Origin of the sequence: Psychrobacter sp. 4Dc (assembly GCF_002836715.1) — a bacterium.
Classification (GTDB): Bacteria; Pseudomonadota; Gammaproteobacteria; order Pseudomonadales; family Moraxellaceae; genus Psychrobacter.
In genome coordinates, this window is the sequence record NZ_PJAT01000123.1 from 1 (window position 1) to 19,167 (window position 19,167).

The 19,167-nt window shown below is 44.6% G+C and carries 16 protein-coding genes; 11 read left to right on the plus strand and 5 right to left on the minus strand.

The genetic code is table 11. The annotated features are described in order from the left end of the window. Positions 1 to 84 precede the first annotated feature (84 nt). Positions 85 to 1,593 (plus strand): alanine/glycine:cation symporter family protein, encoded by a 1,509-nt coding sequence (locus tag CXF61_RS11495; RefSeq protein WP_165598281.1) that lies wholly within the window; start codon positions 85 to 87, stop codon positions 1,591 to 1,593. 128 nt (positions 1,594 to 1,721) lie between these two features. Here the strand turns inward: CXF61_RS11495 and gltS are convergent, their stop codons facing one another. From gltS to CXF61_RS11515, 4 genes are all read right to left on the minus strand, one after another. Further along, positions 1,722 to 2,996, minus strand: a complete 1,275-nt coding sequence (gene gltS, locus CXF61_RS11500; RefSeq protein WP_102078318.1) for a sodium/glutamate symporter — start codon at positions 2,994 to 2,996, stop codon at positions 1,722 to 1,724. Between the two features lie 136 nt (positions 2,997 to 3,132). After that, positions 3,133 to 3,552 carry a barstar family protein gene (locus CXF61_RS11505; RefSeq protein ID WP_227526675.1) on the minus strand — a complete coding sequence of 140 codons (420 nt, stop codon included), beginning with the start codon at positions 3,550 to 3,552 and terminating at the stop codon, positions 3,133 to 3,135. 1 nt (position 3,553) lies between these two features. After that, positions 3,554 to 4,300: a ribonuclease domain-containing protein gene (locus tag CXF61_RS14285; RefSeq protein ID WP_165598282.1), complete on the minus strand. Its 747-nt coding sequence runs from the start codon at positions 4,298 to 4,300 to the stop codon at positions 3,554 to 3,556. A 121-nt stretch (positions 4,301 to 4,421) separates the two neighbouring features. Beyond that, positions 4,422 to 5,723, minus strand: a complete 1,302-nt coding sequence (locus tag CXF61_RS11515; protein ID WP_165598283.1) for a glutamate-5-semialdehyde dehydrogenase — start codon at positions 5,721 to 5,723, stop codon at positions 4,422 to 4,424. A gap of 430 nt (positions 5,724 to 6,153) precedes the next feature. On the opposite strand from CXF61_RS11515, the gene CXF61_RS11520 reads away from it, so the two are divergent. The 10 genes from CXF61_RS11520 to CXF61_RS11565 all read left to right on the plus strand — a co-directional run bounded on the left by CXF61_RS11520 (position 6,154) and on the right by CXF61_RS11565 (position 17,795). After that, positions 6,154 to 6,459: a hypothetical protein gene (locus tag CXF61_RS11520; RefSeq protein ID WP_165598284.1), complete on the plus strand. Its 306-nt coding sequence runs from the start codon at positions 6,154 to 6,156 to the stop codon at positions 6,457 to 6,459. 347 nt (positions 6,460 to 6,806) lie between these two features. Next, entirely contained in the window at positions 6,807 to 7,604 is a 798-nt protein-coding gene (locus CXF61_RS11525) for an ABC transporter ATP-binding protein (protein WP_057758311.1), read from the plus strand. Positions 7,605 to 7,933: 329 nt separating this feature from the next. Further along, positions 7,934 to 8,734 carry a transporter substrate-binding domain-containing protein gene (locus tag CXF61_RS11530; RefSeq protein ID WP_193834218.1) on the plus strand — a complete coding sequence of 267 codons (801 nt, stop codon included), beginning with the start codon at positions 7,934 to 7,936 and terminating at the stop codon, positions 8,732 to 8,734. Positions 8,735 to 8,886: 152 nt separating this feature from the next. Next, positions 8,887 to 9,783 (plus strand): transporter substrate-binding domain-containing protein, encoded by an 897-nt coding sequence (locus CXF61_RS11535; protein ID WP_101205565.1) that lies wholly within the window; start codon positions 8,887 to 8,889, stop codon positions 9,781 to 9,783. Positions 9,784 to 9,855: 72 nt separating this feature from the next. Continuing rightward, entirely contained in the window at positions 9,856 to 10,803 is a 948-nt protein-coding gene (locus CXF61_RS11540) for an ABC transporter substrate-binding protein (protein WP_165598286.1), read from the plus strand. A 436-nt stretch (positions 10,804 to 11,239) separates the two neighbouring features. Then, positions 11,240 to 11,974, plus strand: a complete 735-nt coding sequence (locus CXF61_RS11545; RefSeq protein WP_057758316.1) for an ABC transporter permease — start codon at positions 11,240 to 11,242, stop codon at positions 11,972 to 11,974. Between the two features lie 12 nt (positions 11,975 to 11,986). After that, complete coding sequence (locus CXF61_RS11550; protein ID WP_101205569.1) at positions 11,987 to 12,712, plus strand: ABC transporter permease; 726 nt, start codon at positions 11,987 to 11,989, stop codon at positions 12,710 to 12,712. 209 nt (positions 12,713 to 12,921) lie between these two features. Then, positions 12,922 to 13,551, plus strand: coding sequence for a fumarylacetoacetate hydrolase family protein (locus tag CXF61_RS11555; RefSeq protein ID WP_413775340.1), 630 nt, complete (start codon positions 12,922 to 12,924; stop codon positions 13,549 to 13,551). Positions 13,552 to 13,848: 297 nt separating this feature from the next. Next, complete coding sequence (locus tag CXF61_RS11560) at positions 13,849 to 16,065, plus strand: PhoX family protein (protein WP_165598288.1); 2,217 nt, start codon at positions 13,849 to 13,851, stop codon at positions 16,063 to 16,065. Between the two features lie 236 nt (positions 16,066 to 16,301). Then, positions 16,302 to 17,795: a PGAP1-like alpha/beta domain-containing protein gene (locus CXF61_RS11565; protein ID WP_165598289.1), complete on the plus strand. Its 1,494-nt coding sequence runs from the start codon at positions 16,302 to 16,304 to the stop codon at positions 17,793 to 17,795. A gap of 84 nt (positions 17,796 to 17,879) precedes the next feature. Here CXF61_RS11565 and CXF61_RS11570 read toward each other — a convergent pair whose 3' ends face one another. Next, positions 17,880 to 18,860 carry an Hsp33 family molecular chaperone HslO gene (locus tag CXF61_RS11570; RefSeq protein ID WP_165598290.1) on the minus strand — a complete coding sequence of 327 codons (981 nt, stop codon included), beginning with the start codon at positions 18,858 to 18,860 and terminating at the stop codon, positions 17,880 to 17,882. Between the last annotated feature and the right edge of the window lie 307 nt (positions 18,861 to 19,167).

Genomic DNA, 19,167 nt, shown 5'->3' on the forward strand with positions numbered 1-19,167 from the left:
TATCGCTGTAATTGATTGAATAATTATATAAATGTTATTTTCACTAAAGGGATTTACATGAAAAAATAATCTTTAGTCGCAACGATGCTATTACTCAGCACGACTCTTGCGCAAGCAGCAGAACAATCAGGTTTAGCAGCATTTGGAGCAGGTCTCGATGGCTTTATGGCCAACATATTTGGCTGGTTCGTCGACCTTATTTTCTTTTCAGTACCTCTTGGAGACGTCAGCTTCCCGCTCATTGTGGGTTGGTTGTTAGTTGCCGCACTCGTATTCACTTTTTACTTTGGATTTATTCAGTTTCGCCAAATAGGCTTGTCTTTAGATATTGTTAGAGGCAAATATACCGATCCCAATCCCGCCAACAAAGAAGAAGGCGAGGTCAGCCATTTTCAAGCCTTAGCTACTGCATTATCAGGTACTGTTGGTCTTGGTAATATTGCAGGTGTTGGTGCGGCACTTGCTATTGGTGGACCTGGCGCTACCTTTTGGATGATTATGGTCGGCCTATTCGGTATGGCGACTAAGTTTGTAGAATGTACGTTAGGTGTCAAATACCGTACGGTACTACCATCTGGCGTCGTATCAGGTGGCCCTATGTACTACCTAAGCCGCGGTATGGCTGAACGTGGTATGGGCGGATTAGGTAAGTTTCTGGCTGTTGGTTTTGCCCTTATGTGTATATTGGCGACCTTTGGTGCCGGTAACATGTTCCAGGGTAACCAAGCCTTTGCAGTGATGAGCTCTACTTTTAGCATTCCAACGGACTATAGTGTATTCTTTGGTATTGGCTTAGCGTTTTTAGTCGGTATGGTTATCATTGGCGGTATGCCGCGCATCGCAACCGTTACCGAAAAAGTCGTACCTTTTATGGCCTTGTTGTACATTACTATGGCGGTAATCGTACTGATTGCTAACTTTAATCATATCGGCACTGCATTTGGCGAGATTTTCTCGGGTGCCTTCACTGGTGCTGGCGTAGCTGGTGGCTTTATTGGCGCGTTGATTCAAGGTTTGAAACGTGCAACTTTCTCTAACGAAGCGGGTGTTGGTTCAGCTGCTATTGCTCACTCAGCGGTAAAAACCAAAGAGCCTGCTACTGAAGGTCTAGTAGCGCTGTTAGAGCCTTTCATTGATACGGTTGTTATCTGTACGATGACGGCGCTTGTTATTACTATCTCTGGGGTGAACACTGCCGCAAACTTGCAAACCCAAGCGCTTACTGGTGTGGATCTAACCCGTGCGGCCTTCATGGAAACGGCGCCTATCTTCCAGTATTTCCTAGCTGTTGCGGTATTGTTGTTTGCTTTCTCAACGATGATTTCATGGTCATATTATGGTCTAAAAGCTTGGACTTACCTCTTTGGTGAAGGCAAAGGCGGTGAGATGATATACAAACTTATCTTCTTAATCTTCGTTGTTATCGGTACCATCGTACAGTTTAGCTTCGTTATCGACTTCTCAGATGCGGCTCTGTTCGCTATGGCTATCTTTAACATCATCGGTCTGTACTTCTTGATGCCAATTGTGAAAAGAGAGGTTAATTCTTTCATAGCTCGTGTGAAAAGTGGTGAAATTAAGAAGTATAAATAATAGGTTCGATTGAACACTCTATTATAACCTGATAATTAAAAAAGCCCGCCAAGATGATTCTTGGCGGGCTTTTCGATGGCTGGTATTTTCTAGATAGCTATTAATTTCTGATCTGTGACAGCATCAGCCTACATAAACGGCAATTTGGTAAATATCTGCAATATCGTGGCATTGACGATATCAACAAAGAACGCACCTACCATCGGTACGATTAGGAATGCTTTAGGTGAAGGCAAATAGCGATCAGTGACTGCCTGCATATTTGCAATTGCAGTCGGTGTCGCACCCATACCAAAACCACAATGACCCGCTGATAATACAGCTGCGTCATAGTCTTTACCCATAATCTTAAAGGTAATCAGGTAAACGTAGATAATCATAATGATGGTCTGTACGACCAATATAATTAGTACAGGACCCGCCAAATCGGTCAACTGCCAAAGTTTTAGAGACAATAATGCCATCGCTAGAAATAGGCTTAAAGACGCATTACCAAGTACATCAATTGAGCGGTCAAACATATCAAAATTGAAGACCATCGTTAGCACATTGCGAATGATAACACCACCTGCCAATGCCCATACGAAAGTAGGCAGCTCAAACCAGGTACCTTCAGCAACGATGGCCATCACATCGGCAAAAGCCAAAGCACCTGCGAATAGTGCCAAGGTTTCGATAGTAGAAGAAGCGGTGATAAAGCGCATGCTATCAGGCCTTTCAAAGATATCTTTATTACTACCTGCAGACTCCTCATCGTGTTTGGTACTATATAACGACTGTGCACCAGCAACTTTTTCGATATCGCTAGGATCAGGGTTGGCTGGCGTTGGTTTTAGTCCAAGTCGGTTAATCAAGCGACGGGCAACAGGACCACCAACGATACCACCCGCGACCAAACCATAAGTAGCAACCGCGATACCAAGCGTCGTCGCACCGACCACACCATAGTCTTGTTCTAACGTAATGCCCCAAGCGCCTGCTGTACCATGACCACCTGTTAGAGCGATAGACCCTGTCACCAGACCGAGCAAAGGATCAAGTCCCAATGCACTTGCCATGGCCACACCCACGACATCCTGCAATACAATAAACACTGATACAACGATAGTAAAAATCAATAATGGTGTGCCGCCTGCTTTTAGCCTACTAAAATCAGCGCTCAGACCGATGGAGGCAAAGAACATCAACATGGTGGCGGTCTGCAGCCCTTGATGAAAGTTAAAACTATATCCCCAAACCATATTGAGAGCATAGACAACAATCGCCGCGACCAAACCACCAGCAACCGGTTCTGGAATATTAAAGTCTTCTAAAAACTTGACTCTCCGCACCAAAAACCGCCCAAGCAGCAGCACTAAGGTGGCCAATATCAGGGTGTAATAACCGTTTAAGGTAATCTCCATAGGTTAATCCTTTCTATAAAATAAATTAACCTGAATTCGGGATAAATATGGCTTTATCTCGAATTCAGGTTTCTATGATGACGAATAATTATCGGTGACTATCGGCGGTCGGGCTTGCAATATAGGCTTTCAACGACTAACTTTCTAACGTATAAGCTTCATCCTCAGATGGCACGATGATCCACAATTGTGGTTTGCCAAATTCTCTAAAGGCATCCTCAATGATGCTTTTAAAGACATTGAAGTCCTCAGTATTTATCCTTTTGACGTCTGTCAAATTCAGCTTTAAATGAATTGCCTCACTGTCTGTTAGACAATCCCATGCACTGTCCCAGTTGTGTGAAAAATAACTGGGGAAGTCACAGGCCTTGGCCAAACTCGTCAATAACTCAGTTTTCTCGAGCGTGTCACCTACGGCTATAGTAACAGCCTGCGCAGGAATGCTAGTACCCAGTGCTGTACCGTTTTGGTTAATGTGGTTTTGATTAATATGGCTTTGATTAACGTAGTGGATTGCTTGGTTTATACTGTCTCGATTCATATCAGCTTTTTTCATATTAAGGCACCTGTAGTCTTTGGAAGCTATCATAATGGTCGACAGTCAAGTAATAGACGGTAGGCGGATTACCACCTGTGACGATACGCCGTGCGCCGCGATGAGAGACACCAGGGGTGGGTACGGTATATTCGCGGTAGTAGCCTTGTGACTGAGCGGGTAGTCTGCCTTCACGGTTATAAAACGTCGTACCATCTTTATTTGGATACGGAAAAGGGCCGCCTTGCTGAATAAGCGCAATCGTGTTATCGACCTGTGCATCACCTGTTATACCAGCAGTAGTGGTTTGGCTCGTATTATTAGTGACGTCCTGCGATACCGTTGTCGACTCGATGCTATCAGCAAACAATGTCGAATTTAAATCGCCAAAGAAATAGAAAGCGACGGCGATGATAGCGATAAGGCTAAATAGCGTAGAGCCTAAGCTTCTTTTATTTGATCTGCTGTTTTGATTGCTACGATTTGAGTTACGAGTGCTGTGATGGCTATTTCTATTAGCAGGGGTATAGCTTGGAACATCTGATGCAGTATCTTGATCAAGGCTAAACGAAGACGAGGTCACTTCAGTGGCTCTCAATTGATTTTTGTCGTTACGGGCACTGTTAAAGTAGACACTTTGACCAACTGTTATAGGCTTCGCCAGTCTTGCTTTGCTAATATGAAAGAACACATCTTCATTTTGATTATCTACATCGATAAAGCCATAGCCTTTATCTTCGTTCCAGTGCTTAATCTTGCCACTTTGCATGGTCGTACCGCTCCCTATAATTTAAATGCCTTAACTAAAATACTTATGATTCAAACGAAGAAACGCCAGCATAATTGCTGACGTTTCTGATTACTCGTTTTGATAGTCGATGCTAGTATGATTAAGCACGGGTTTCGCCATGACCATAAACGATCCATTTTTGCGACGTCAGACCTTCGAGACCGACAGGGCCACGGGCATGGATTTTGTCCGTTGAGATACCAATTTCAGCACCGAGACCGTATTCGAAACCATCAGCAAAACGGCTAGAAGCGTTAATCATAACGCTGGCCGAGTCAACTTCACGGATGAAGCGTTGCGATTTGGTATAGTTGTCAGTGATGATAACATCGGTATGATGGCTGCCGTGCGTATTGATATGCTCAATCGCCTCGTCAATACCTGCGACCACTTTTACCGCTAGGATAGGAGCTAAATATTCAGTATCCCAATCCTCAGCCGTGGCAGCGGATAAATGACCTTCAAGCTTAGCGTTTTCATTTAGGATAGCTTGTGATTTGTCATCAAGGCGTAGTTGCATTGCGTCATCAGCAGCGACGATGGCTTCTGCTATTTTAGGTAATAGCTCATTAGCGACTGCTTCATCAACCAGTAGCGTCTCCATCGTGTTACAAGTGCCGTAGCGATGCGTTTTGGCATTGACGCTGACTTTAATCGCAATCTCAGGATCTGCATCACTATCAATAAAGGTATGGCAGTTGCCGTCTAAATGCTTGATCACAGGGACTTTTGCATCGTTACTGATACGAGCAATCAGACCTTTACCGCCACGTGGCACGATGACATCGACGTATTCAGTCATGGTAATCAGCTCACCAACAGCGGCGCGATCGGTCGTCTGTAGCACTTGTACGCTATGTTCTGATAGATCAGTATGGCTAAGTCCTTTAATGATACATTTGGCAATTGCTTGGTTAGATTCAAATGCTTCAGAACCACCACGCAAGATAATAGCATTGCCTGATTTGAGTGCCAGTGAGGCAGCCTCTAAAGTCACATTAGGGCGCGACTCATAAATCATACCGACTACGCCAAGTGGCACCCGCATTTTGCCCAAATGAATCCCTGATGGCTGATAGGTCATGTCAGTGACTTCACCGATTGGATCAGGAAGACCAGCGACATCTTTAAGACCTTGTAGCATACCGTTAAATCGTGCTTCGTTTAGCTCTAAGCGATCGAGGAGTGCGCTATCAAGATTGTTTTTTTGGCCGTTGTCCATATCGATTTTATTGGCTGCCAAGATGTCTTGTTTGGCATTGACCAGCTCATCATGAATGGCCAAGAGTGCTGAGTTTTTATCGCCAGTGTTGGCGGCAGCCAGCGCGCGAGAAGCAGCTCTTGCTTGCTTGCCGACAGACTGCATATAGGTCGTAATATCCGTAGTATTCGATTGACTCATAAATTATTTTCCTTATGTGATACAGGTTTTTTATAACTAAAAGCGCCCAATTTATATAGGTAAAAGTACCTAAAAAGGCGAAAAATGTCGCAAAAAAAGAAGTTTTGAATGCCTACTTAGATAGCGGTAGGTCATTATGCTATTTAACATAGAGCAGATTGAGACGATAGTAAAGATGATTTTGTGAACAGAATCCGCTTTGCAGCGCTCTTGTAGGGGCTTATTCAAAGTAATATTGTTCATGCTAAGTGGTGTTTATTTAAGATAAGCGCGTTATCAGTACTACACTATATCTTTACGTGTTTTTAACAGAATTGCGCTGTAAATACTAAGGTAGCTGCGAGATATCCTCAGTATAGTAAGCATTAAAACAGCAAGGCTATCAGTAGATAGTACTTAATCTTATTATGATAAGTGATGGAGAACGAACATGGCTACGAAAAATACGACTTATAAAAATTGGTTAACGGTTGGCTTGGTAGCAGGTGCTCTAGCATTAGGCGCTTGTAGCAAAAAAGATGATACACCGATGGAAACTGAAGCTGATACTACTGTAGACGCTCAAACCTCTGTAGAAGAAAGTGCAACAGCGAGCGATTCTGATGATGTGGCCGTTGCTAGTGCTGATGATGAAGGTATGGACGTTACCAATAACGATGATGTGGCAGTGGCGACAGCAGAAGATGCGGATATGATGGACGGCACTGAAGACTCAGAGCATGTATCGACGTACTAATCGCATATTATAGAATGCACTAGCTACATATTAGATGTACTAAGCATATACTATAAATAGGCAGTTATCAGATAACACAACGTCTCGTATTCTAAAGTGATAAAATAAAGCCCAGAGCGATAAATGCAGTCTGGGCTTTTTTGTACTCCGGTTTGTTAGAAGCTGATTAACCCGTTGGTTAAATACAATATTTGCCTTTTTACTGCGTAATAAGAGACAATATGGCATTTTTCTCCTTGCCTCATCAGGCATATTACGATAATGCATCTAGATGCTTGTACTATATATAGATATAGCTCTTATTTTATTCGTGTTTTCACTCATATTTATTGGAAGTCTGCTAAACCATGCTTGATACTGCAAAAAACCCGACTCGGCCTATCGCCCTAGACTTACAAGACATCCATAAAAGCTACGGCTCATTAGAGGTACTAAAAGGGGTATCCTTGACTGCCTATGATGGCGATGTTATCTCTATTTTGGGCTCATCTGGCTCAGGTAAGTCGACGTTGCTGCGTTGTATTAATCTTCTAGAAAACCCCAATCATGGTCGTATCTTGATCGGTAATGAAGAGCTGATGCTAAAACCTGCCAAATCAGGTGAGTTACAAGCGGCAGACGTAAAGCAGCTAGAAAGCTTGCGCGCTCGCGTCGGGTTTGTCTTTCAGAACTTTAATCTATGGCCGCACAAGACCATTTTGCAAAACATCATCGAAGGGCCAACGCAGGTCTTAAAGATTAAAAAAGACCAAGCGATTAGCGATGCAGAAAAGTTGCTCGATAAAGTCGGCCTGCTCGACAAAAAAGATGCTTATCCTGCCAACTTATCTGGTGGTCAGCGTCAGCGTGTCGCAATTGCCCGTGCGCTTGCTATGCAGCCACAAGTTCTATTATTTGATGAACCAACCTCTGCACTAGATCCTGAACTGGTCAACGAAGTGCTTGCGGTAATGCGCGAGCTAGCAGAAGAGGGGCGTACAATGCTTATCGTTACTCACGAAATGCGCTTTGCCCGTGAAGTATCAAGTAAAGTCGTCTTTTTACATCAAGGTGTGGTTGAAGAAATTGGCACACCTGAGCAAGTCTTTGATAACCCTACCTCTGAGCGCGTCAAAGACTTTATGGCATCGCATCGTCCTACTTAGTTATTAGTTTTTTACCTAGTATCATGTCCAATACAGATGGTGGCAACATTCTTGCCGCCATTTGCCCTGCAAACGTAAAATCACTGTAACGTAACCATTGTTGACTGTTTATTGCCCAATGATAACTATGAGTATGCAAAACGTTTGTTTTTGATATTTTACTCAGGTATTATCAAAAGGTTTATAGGCCGTCACGTCTCGTGGCTGTCTGTTATTCTGCTATCTATATTGCTTGTCTGGCAGGGACGTCAGAGAACAAAATATCAGAACCCTAAGTCAGAAAATCCTGTCAAAAACTTATGTAAAACCCATCAGAATTTAAGGAACGTATGATGTCGAATTCTCGCCTATTGTGGTCATCGATGACCGTTACTGCTGCATTGATGTTGAGCGCTTGTAGCCAACCTGCCGATGAAACTACCGATACCAACGCTAACGCCCCTGCAGCAGAAACCACTGGTAAAACCATTCGTATCGCTACCGAAGGCGCTTACCCTCCATTCAACTACACCAACGCCGACGGCAGCTTGGCAGGTTTCGATATCGATGTTGCCAACGCATTGTGTGATCAAATGCAAGCCAAGTGTGAAATCGTTGCACAGGACTGGGACGGTATCATCCCTGGTCTATTGGCGCAGAAATATGATGCGGTGATTGCAGGTATGTCTATTACTGCTGAGCGTCAAGAGAAAGTTGATTTCAGCGAGCCGTACTTTGCTAATACGATGGTATGGTTGACCAATACGGATGGTGGTTTTGATCCTATGGCGATTAAAGATGCAACGCTTGGTGGTCAACGTTCTACTACGCCAGGTGCTTATCTACAGGATAACTACGAAGGCAAAGAAGGCAACACAGTTCAGTTATATGACAACTATGACAATGCCTATCTAGATCTAAAATCTGGTCGTAGCGATGCCGTATTGGCTGAAAAAGTGTCTGCCAAATCATGGTTAGCAGAAAACGCAGCGGGCTTCGGTATCGTTGGTGATGAAATTGATAACGATGACAATATTGCCATTGCTGTACGTAAAGGTGACTCACTCAAAGCTGACTTTGACAAAGCATTGAGCGAAATCCGTAGTAACGGTGAGCTTGCACGTCTTGAGCAGATGAACTTTGGTCAATAATGACTCACTGAAGATTTATGCTTAGAACAAGTAACGTTTGATACAAGTAATGCTTAAAACGAAGTATGTTTCAAATAAACGGTGTTTATAAGTATAAATCAGCAAGCAGTGATTGACGATACAGCTGGTAAATATATTAAGGAATAAAACTTATGACAATTTCAATGACATCATCAATGAGCAAAAAAGCATTGTGGCTAGCACCGCTTAGCGCAGCAATGCTAATGCTGGCAGGTTGTAACAATAGCTCAGCACCAGCAGAAAATGCTGAAGCTGACACCGCTACTGAAGCGCCTTTAAATATCAAAATTGCGACAGAATCAAGCTATAAGCCTTTTAGTTATACCGATGCAGATGGCAAGCTGATTGGTTATGAGATTGAGCTGGTTGACGCATTATGTGCGCAAATGAAAGCTGAGTGTGAAGTCATCTCTCAAGATTGGGATGGTTTGATTCCAGGGCTTAACGCACAGAAATTTGATGCAGCTATCGCAGGTATGTCTATCACGCCTGAGCGTAAAGAAGTGGTTGATTTCAGTGACCCTTACTTCCATAGCGGTATCATCTTGATCGGCAAAAAAGGTGATGACTTAAGCGTTGAGTCGCTAACAGGTCTACCAATTGCCTCACAGCGCTCAACTGTTGCCTCGCAATACCTACAAGACGAGCATGCAGATGCTGATATCAAGTTATATGATACGCAAGACAATGCTTATCTAGATCTAACCTCAGGTCGCGTGCGCGGTATGATGTCTGACAAAGTCACAGGTATTGACTGGTTAAAAACAGACGCAGGCAAAGGCTACGAAGTCAAAGGTGAAGAAATCAGCACCAATGATGATGCGATGGGTATTGCCTTCCGTAAAGGCGATCCGTTAGTTGCTAAGTTCAATGCAGCATTAGCTGAACTAAAAGACAATGGCACCTATGATCAAATCACGGGTAGCTACTTTGGTACTAGCTCAACGGCTGCTGCGCAAAAAGCTGTGGCAACAACTGATAGTGTCGAAGAAGTAATGGTCGCTGAAGAAGAAGCGCCAGCTAACTAATACGATATCTAGCAGTTCGACTGCTGTTGTTTGAAGACGTGTTGTTTACTCAAGAAAAAACCAAGGATGATCATGAGCAACCATTGTGCCCCAATCTGTACCACGACTGGCAAATCTAACATTACTGTAGCCAGTCGTTTGTCTATGTCACTGCTTGCGCTAGCGACGGCCTTTACCGTTGCTGGCTGTAGCAATAGCCAAGAGAGTGCGGCTGATACCAATCCAGAGGCTACCGAAACAACGGCAGCCTCTACAGGTGATGTATTACGCATCGGTACAGAAGGGGCCTATGCGCCTTTTAACTATACCAATGCCGATGGGACACTGGGTGGTTTTGATGTTGAGATAGCAAATGCACTCTGTGCTGATATGCAGGTGACCTGTGAGATTGTGGCGCAGGACTGGGACGGTATTATCCCTGGTCTAAAAGCAGGTAAGTATGATGCAATCGTGGCCGCGATGTCCGTTACTCCAGAGCGTTCGCAGCAGGTGAGCTTTACCGATCCGTACTTTAGCAATGCCTTGGTCTTTTTGGCCAAAAAAGACAGCAGCTTTGACCCTAGTAACAACAGCGATATCGACTCGCATTCTATTGCTGCACAGCGTTCAACCATTTCATCGCAGTGGCTAGAAGACACGTATCCAAAAGCCGATATGAAGCTTTATGATACGTTGAGCAATGCGTTTTTGGATCTCGGTTCAAACCGTGTCGATGCGATGATTTCTGATAAGCTGCCTGCCATAGAATGGCTGAGCTCAAATGCTGGTAGCAAATATGCGCTTAAAGGTGATGAGATCGATATCAATGATAACTTTGCCATAGCAGTACGCCCAGGCGATCCGCTACAAGCAAAGATCAATCAGTCTCTTGCTAATATAAAAGCTAATGGTACTTACGATAAAATCAATCAAAAGTACTTTGCGGTGCCAGCGTCTGCAACGAGCACAGTTGATGAAGACGCAAATACAGGCACAGATACAAATACTGCCGACCAACCAGCGACAGAAAACGTTAGTTAATAGCTAACAGTAGTCAAAGATAGCAGTCAAGAAATATTGTTTTGATTAATAAAAGGATATCACCATCATGGTGATGTCCTTTTTTATTTGTCGTTATATCAAAGAATATACATAATAGCCGCCTATCAATTTTGCTCAAATTTAGTCGGCTTATTGTATGTCTCTAGAGGCAAGTGTCTGTTTAAGTACGGTTTAGGCGCAGCTTTTACGCGTCAGTATTAACATCACGGCGAGTGAATATGATAAAATCAGCGCTCATTTCTACTGTGTCAATTATCGCAGCATTAATCGTATTCTTCTGACGTCATTTTTTGACGCCGACCATCCCTATTGATTTGGTATAAAATACGGTGTTTCGCCGCGTTCAGCTATTGATGCTGATTCTTTTAACTCATATTTTGCAAATTGCTAATATAAAGAGACTGAGTGGATAATCGTGTTTGACTTACAAGGATTTGGCGCGCTTTTATTAAGCGGCGCTACCGTCACTATACAGCTAGCTGTGACCAGTTTGATCATTGGTCTGGCTTTAGGCTTGCTCGGCGCAACCGCAAAGATGTCCAATATCTGGTTGCTGCGTAAACTTGCGACTGTCTATACTGCGACGATGCGCGGTATTCCTGAGCTGCTATTGGTGCTCTTTATCTATTATGGCGGCTCTATCTTATTGATGAGCATCCTCAAAAAGTTCGGCTATAACGACTATGTCGAAATTAGCGCTTTTTGGGGTGGTGTCATGGCACTGTCTATTGCTTTTGGTGCGTATGCGACTGAGATTTTTCGCATGTCCATTCAAGAGATTCCAGTAGGGCAGCGAGAGGCTGCGCAAGCGATTGGTATGCGTCCTTTTCAGACTTTTTATCGCATCACTTTGCCGCAAGTGTGGCAGATTGCTTTACCAGGTTTGGGAAATTTATTTCTGGTACTACTCAAAGATACCGCATTGGTATCGGTCGTGGGTCTCAAGGACATCATGTATCAGTCATCGCGTGCGGCACAGTCTACACAGCAGCCGTTTACCTTTTATATGGCAGCAGCGATTATTTATTTGGGTCTGACCATGTTGATTACTGGCTTTATGATGTGGCTTGAGTGGCGCGCCAATCCTGCGGCACGCTATGCTAAAAAGATAAGCCGCCAATCCACTCACAGTCAATCGACCATAGGGTAGAGGAGAGATACTATGGATTGGAATTGGCAGGTCATTTTTGACCATATCCCTGATTTACTAGGCGGCGCGGTATTGACCGTACAGCTGGTCTTGTTTTCAGGTGTGATTGGATTGCTGTTTGGTTTGGTTTTAGCGTTGCTACGACTGTCTAAGAATTGGGTGGTACAGATACTACCGTTTCTGTATATCTTCTTTTTCCGTGGTACGCCGCTATTGGTACAGATATTCCTGATTTATTACGGTTTGGGTCAGTTCGAGGCCGTACGCGAGTCGTTCTTGTGGGAGCCGGTACTTAGCCAAGCATATTGGTGTGCCATCATCGCCTTTACCCTCAATACCAGTGCTTATCTGGCAGAGATTATACGCGGTGCGATTCAGACGATTCCTATTGGAGAGCTTGAGGCCGCTGATGCACTTGGTATGTCTAAATGGCAAAAGCTAACACGGGTTACGCTGCCGCGCGCATTTGGTATTGTGATTCCAGCATACAGTAACGAAGTTATCTTTATGCTAAAAGGTAGTGCGCTAGCGTCGACTATTGCATTGATGGATATCACAGGTGTTGCTCGTACGATTAGTGCGCGTACCTATACCTTGATGGAGCTATTCTTTGCCGCTGGTATCGTCTATCTATTGCTGTCATGGGTTATCTTGTTTAGCTTTAGAATGTTTGAAAAGCGTATGAACCGTCATGCCAGTTATGTACCACCAGATGTTGTGACCAATACGATTCCATAGTTAGCAGTTAGCAGTTAGCAGTTAGCAGTTAGCAGTTAGCAACTAAAAATCGTCAAAGTCACTGTAGACAACATAGTATGGACTGCTGATAAAATAGCCGTCATTTACAGGGAGAGTTTAGTATGAGCCAATCGCCACATGAATCATTAGCGAACGCCATTGCAGCTGGTGTCAATGCCGAGCAGGGCGCTATCAATCATAATGAAAGATTGCGTGCTTCTATTGGTAAAGTTGTCTGTGTTGGTCGCAACTATGCGGCACATGCTGCAGAATTGGGTAATGAAGTACCAACCACGCCGATACTGTTTATGAAGCCTGCGTCTTCAGTAGTCTCTATCCGTAGTGATGTGGTTCGCCCAAGTCCAGAGTTATTTGGGGAGACTCACTACGAGGCCGAACTATGTATTCAGCTATCAGCTGATTTATCTATGGCGACGATTGAGCAAGCTCAGCAAGCGATTGGTGGCGTGACATTGGGACTGGATTTGACCTTGCGTGATTTGCAAAGCACCCTCAAAGAAAAAGGTCATCCGTGGGAGCGTGCTAAGTGTTTTGACGGAGCCTGCGTGCTTGCTGATTGGCTTGACCCGCAAGCGTTTGGCAATCTGCAGAGTGTACAGTATCAGCTGTCTATCAATGATGAGCTGGCGCAAGATGGCGATAGTGCCTTAATGCTATTTCCTGTCTATGAATTGCTGGTCAATATCAGTCACGCCTTTAGCTTGCAAGCAGGTGATGTGATTATGACTGGTACGCCAAGCGGCGTTGGTGTGTTGCAAGCAGGCGATCAGCTTAAGCTAAAACTGGGTGCTCATGAGTGGGTATCACAAGTGCAGTAAGCTTGATTGCAATAACAAACACATATTAAAAACCCCGAGCAATTGCTTGGGGTTTTTGCTTTTAAGCCTTTATATTTATTTTTTAAATTTGCTAACTGCAAAACAATTCTAACTATCTAATCATTCTATTTTTCAATAACCATCAGTACAGTCGATTGTCATCAGTTTGTCACCTATTGTTCAGCGTGCTGTCATAAAGGTTGAGTAGACTTAAGCGGAATTCGTATTTTTGTGGTCGTAATTATAAAGCCGCGATCAACTCTCTGCCAATCTAGCCTAATAGCAAGGTGACTGATAATGACATTATTGAACAATGAGCGAACGCTTGCCCACGAAGTGGTTGAAGACTCAAATCCTACTAATAATACTGACTTTCAGACGATTATCAATCGTCGATTGAACCGCCGTAGTATCCTAAAAGGTGGCACAGGGTTGACGGCTGCTGCGTTTTTTGGCGCATTACCTTTGGTCGGTTGTAGTGAGGACGACGATAGCAGTATTGTTGGTAATGACGATAATGCCGCTATCCCTGCACAAGGTGATCTAAAGCGTCCTGATACCCTAAAGTTTGAAGCAGTCGCGCATTCAACAGCTGATACGATGACTGTAGCAGCGGGCTACAAGGCAGAGATGATATTACCACTTGGTACACCGCTGAACTCTGGTATCGAAGACTGGAAAGACAATCGTGAGCAATCAGCAGAGTCATTTGAATGGCGTATGGGTGACAACCATGATGGGATGTGGTTCTTTGGCAAAAACGGTAACGCTTACGATGCCAAAGCGTCAGAAAACAGCCTGCTAGTCATGAACCATGAATACGTTAATAGCAGTGAGCTTAGCCCATTTGGCTATTACGTCACTCAAGATAACGATGCTGCGCCTATCTTTCAAAACCGCCGTCTCGCAAGCGACGTCCGTCGTGAAGTCAACTGTCATGGGGTTTCGGTGGTTGAATTAACTCGCCGTGCAGATGGTATGGGTTATGAGATGGTACCTGACTCTAAATACAATCGCCGTATTACCAGTAGTACAACAGCACAATTGGCTGGCCCTGTGGCAGGCTCTGCTCTGGTCAAGACCAAGTTTGATCCGACAGGCTATCAGACTCGCGGTATCAATAACAATTGCGGCGCAGGTCTGTCACCGTGGGGTACTTATCTGACGACCGAAGAGAACTTCTTGGGTGTGTTTGCCCGTGGACAAGATGCCAGTCAATTGAGCGCTGGTGATAACTATGCACGCGAGCGCTACGGTGCGGTGGAGAACTTCCCAGGTTGGGAGTATCTATGGCATACCCCAGAGGCAAGGGATGCCAAAATAGCAGACGAGTTCTCACGCTGGGATATGACCGCTGTCGGTGCGAGTGCTGCTGAAGATTATCGCTACGGCTTCAACACTTTTGGTTATATTACTGAGATTGACCCATTTGACCAAAACTCTATACCGCAAAAACGTACCGCACTGGGCCGATTTGCTCATGAAAACTGTGCGTATGCTCCTGTTGAGCAAGGTAAGCCAGTGGTGTTCTACATGGGTGATGACGCCCGAGGTGAGTACATTTATAAGTTTGTCTCCAAAGCGATGTGGTCAAACTCGGACATCGGCGGCGGACTAAAAGCAGGTGACAAATATCTGAATGACGGCACGCTATACGTGGCGGTATTTAACGAAGATGGTAGCGGCGAGTGGAAAGCACTCGTCCATGGTCAAAATGGACTGGATGCTTTTAATAGTGTACTGCCATTCAATGGACAGGATGAAGTATTGGTCTTTGCTCGTGCAGCTGCCGATGCTGCTGGTGCTACCAAAATGGATCGACCAGAATGGGTATCGGTCAGTCCTATGACAGGCGATGTCTATGTGACATTGACCAATAATAAATATCGCGGCGTACGTGACGACCAACCTGTCTCAGCCTCCAATCCGCGTAGCTATCAATCAAGCGGAAAAGCGCTTGGTAATGACAATGGCCATATCATTCGCTGGGCAGAAGCGGGCGGCGACCATGCTGCAACGAGCTTTGAGTGGGATATTTATCTGTTTGGTGCGCCAAGTGACTTATCAGCAGAAAACCTATCTCAGCTAAATGACAATAATGACTTTTCTTCACCTGATGGGCTGTATTTTGACCCGCGCGGTGTCTTGTGGATTCAGACAGACGACGGCGCTTACACCGATACCAGTAGCTGTATGTTGCTTGCGGCTCTGCCGGGTAAGGTCAGTGATGGCTCGATGACGACCACATCGGCAGGGCAGTCAACCCGAGTCGGCACATCTGCTAGCAATGACAATATCAAACGATTCTTTGTTGGTCCTGAAGGATGCGAAGTAACAGGTATCACCATGGCGCCAGATTTTAAAACGCTGTTTATCAACATCCAGCATCCGGGCAACACATGGGGCGCTGTCGCTGGCGGTAGTATTCCTCGCTCAGCGACTGTGATGATTACTCGCGAAGATGGTGATGTCATACTGGCAGAATCATTTGATACGGCTGATAGCACGACATAGATAGATAAGCTGTAGGCGTATATTAGGCACAACCAAAATGCTCACAACCATAAAAATCCCAAGTTAAGGCTTGGGATTTTTTATTATCATATTGATTTGATGGTTAAATAGACCGTCTATCACCTATCTAGCTCTGCTAATCGTCATCCCGCTCTAAAGTCAAACCATTCACTTCTCTTTGCTGCCGTTACAGGATAATATAGACCATTACTTTTCTCGCTGAATGTGCAAATATTATGAGCAGTCCAAAGGTGTTTTATAACGACAGTGTTAGTGACAGCGACGCTCAAAATGATAGCAGCTATACTCGTACTCATCATGAGCTCGACGCGCATTTTGTCCCAGATGCGAGTGTGCCGCTACATAGTCATCTATATGAGCAAATCGACCAACTCGAAGCCATCGATATGGATGAGCTGGTCAAGCTACTAGCAGATGCGGATGACAGTGATGAAATCAACAAAACACCTGTGTCTTTGGCTGATTTTTTTGAAGGATTGGCGCAGCTTGCTACCGTGGGTGTGGTTGAGGTTACAGAAATCGTAGAAGCCATCCACCGTGAAGTTATCTTGCGTCCGCTAGGCCGCTTCAATGACAAACATTTAAATAAATGGTCGCGCGGATTTACTGGACGTATCTATGGCACGATACGTCATGTCATGCAAATGGTCGGTAATAACCTAGCGTCTGTACTACGCATATACAAAAACCTGATTCTCCAAAAGTCAGTGCAGCCACTACCAGATTCACTAAAAAAACTGGTCAATGTGCTCAATGGTGTTATGGGTGATCATCTTGTCAACAATCAAAATGCGCTCGCCATTCCGATGATGCTATACACTCAAGATGGCAAGCCGCAAAGTGAGAGCCTATCAGGTCGCATTGCTATTTTGTGCCATGGTCTATGTATGAGTCATTTAAGCTGGCAAGCCCAAGCGGATAATGATTTAGGCGAGGCCATTCATGTCAGCCAGCCTGATACCACGGTGCTGTATTTGGATTACAATACGGGTCGACGTATCTCACGTAGCGGCCGTAAGTTCTCTCAATTACTACAAACGCTGGTCGATGATAACCCAAATATCAGTCAGATAGATCTGGTCGGACATAGTATGGGCGGCTTGGTCTCTCGCAGTGCACTATTTTATGGCGAGCAAGATCGCCTAGACTGGATCAAGCGCGTGGGAAACCTTATCACGCTAGGTTCGCCGCATCATGGGGCAGTCCTTGAGCGTATCGGTAATTATGTACAAGACATTATTGCCAAATTACCGTTTGCAGGCTCACTGGCCAAGCTCGGTGATATGCGCAGTGCTGGTATTATTGATCTACGTCATGGCAGTATTCGTGATGCGGATTGGAAAGCATTAGAAGGACGTAGCGTGTTGCCACAAGATTTCCGCCATCCTGCACGGCTGCCAAGTGGTATCAAAACTTATTTTGTCGCTAGTGCCTTGCTTGAGACGCATTATGATTCTAAGGTAACGGATCTGCTAGGAGACAGTTTGGTATCGGTGGCTTCAGCGTTGGGCGAGGATGATGCCGAGCATGCTTTGTTTGTGCCAGATGGTCATAAAGCCATATTTTATGGTGTTAATCATATGAACTTAATTCATAGTAGACGAGTACGCGAACAAGTGGTTGAATGGCTACTTGATAATGGTCGAAGTGACTATGCCGGACGTCCGCGCATACACTCTTATCCTAGAAGTTTAGATGTAGCGGTGTAGTGATTTAATGATAAAAACAAAAACCCTCAGGCATGACGCTTGAGGGTTTTTTTATAAACAATAATTTATAGGAAGTAAGAAAACTTACTCAGCAAATATCGCTGCTACATCATCTTTATTGAACTTATAGACTTCACCGCAGAAACCGCAATCCATCTCAAATGTACCGCCTTGCTCTTCGACGATATCTAACGCTTCTGCTTCACCGATTTGCTCGATTGCCATTTCACACTTCTCGCGTGAGCAAGTGCAACCAAATGATAGAGGCGCAGGCTCAGGGGCAACGATGTTTTCTTCGTGATACAAGCGATAAAGGATTTCGTTAGCATCCAGTGTCGTTAGTTCTTCTGCTTTTACCGTGCGCGTCAATACAGACAAGCGTGTCCATAAATCATCATCGATACCCGCATCTTGGTTTTGCTCAACTTCAGACGTTTCTTCAGCAGTGCGCGGCAGCATTTGCACCAAGATACCACCAGCTTGCAGACCATCAGATGCCAAGTTAACCAACGTTGGAATCTGTGCTGATTGCTTTTGATAATGCGCTAAGCAGTCCGCTAGATTGTCGTGGCTACGCTCAACGATACCTTGGTATGGCTCACCGCCATCAGGCTGAATATTGATAAACAATACGCCTTGTCCCATCGCACCAAGTTCAGCAAACGCTTCTTTGGCATGGGTCATATTGTCCCACGCTTGTACTTGCTCATCCGTCTCGCCTTTCCAGCTAGCAAGCGCACGAATGATACCGTCTTGATCGCATTCTGCCATCGCCCAGTTTAGTAAGCTGTCACCGTCTGATGATTGCAACTGAATAGATAGGCGACCATTGATTTTGACCGTACTGATTAGCAGACTTGCTGCGGTTAGCATCTCACCCAACAAGCGTTTGATGGCTTCAGGGTAGGGCTTTTGCGCAATCGTGCTCGCATAGCTGCGTGATAGGCGTACCACATCACCGCGCACTGGAGAGTCTTCAACAAAGAAACGTTGGCGAATGTCGTTGCTGCCATGGTTGCCAGTAGTTTGGCTGTCCGTATTTGGGACTTGGATATCTTGAGTCATAAGTCATTTGTAGTATAGAGAAGTTGTTTGCTTTATGGGGATTACTGCCGATTTATCAATCTCACTTAGCAGACTGTTTTGATGATTATGAGTAGTAATTGTCAATAATTAACTTAAATAACCAAGCAGCTGTTTGTACAAAGTTCTGAGTAGATAGCCGCTATAAGCCAACATTTTATAGTTAGGATATAAATATATTCATAAATATGTACTCTCTCAAAAAAAATTCACCCTCTACTGCAAATTTGTTGTACAGTAACATTAAGTTGCATTGTGATAAACAACAGCAACAACCGTACGGATGCGG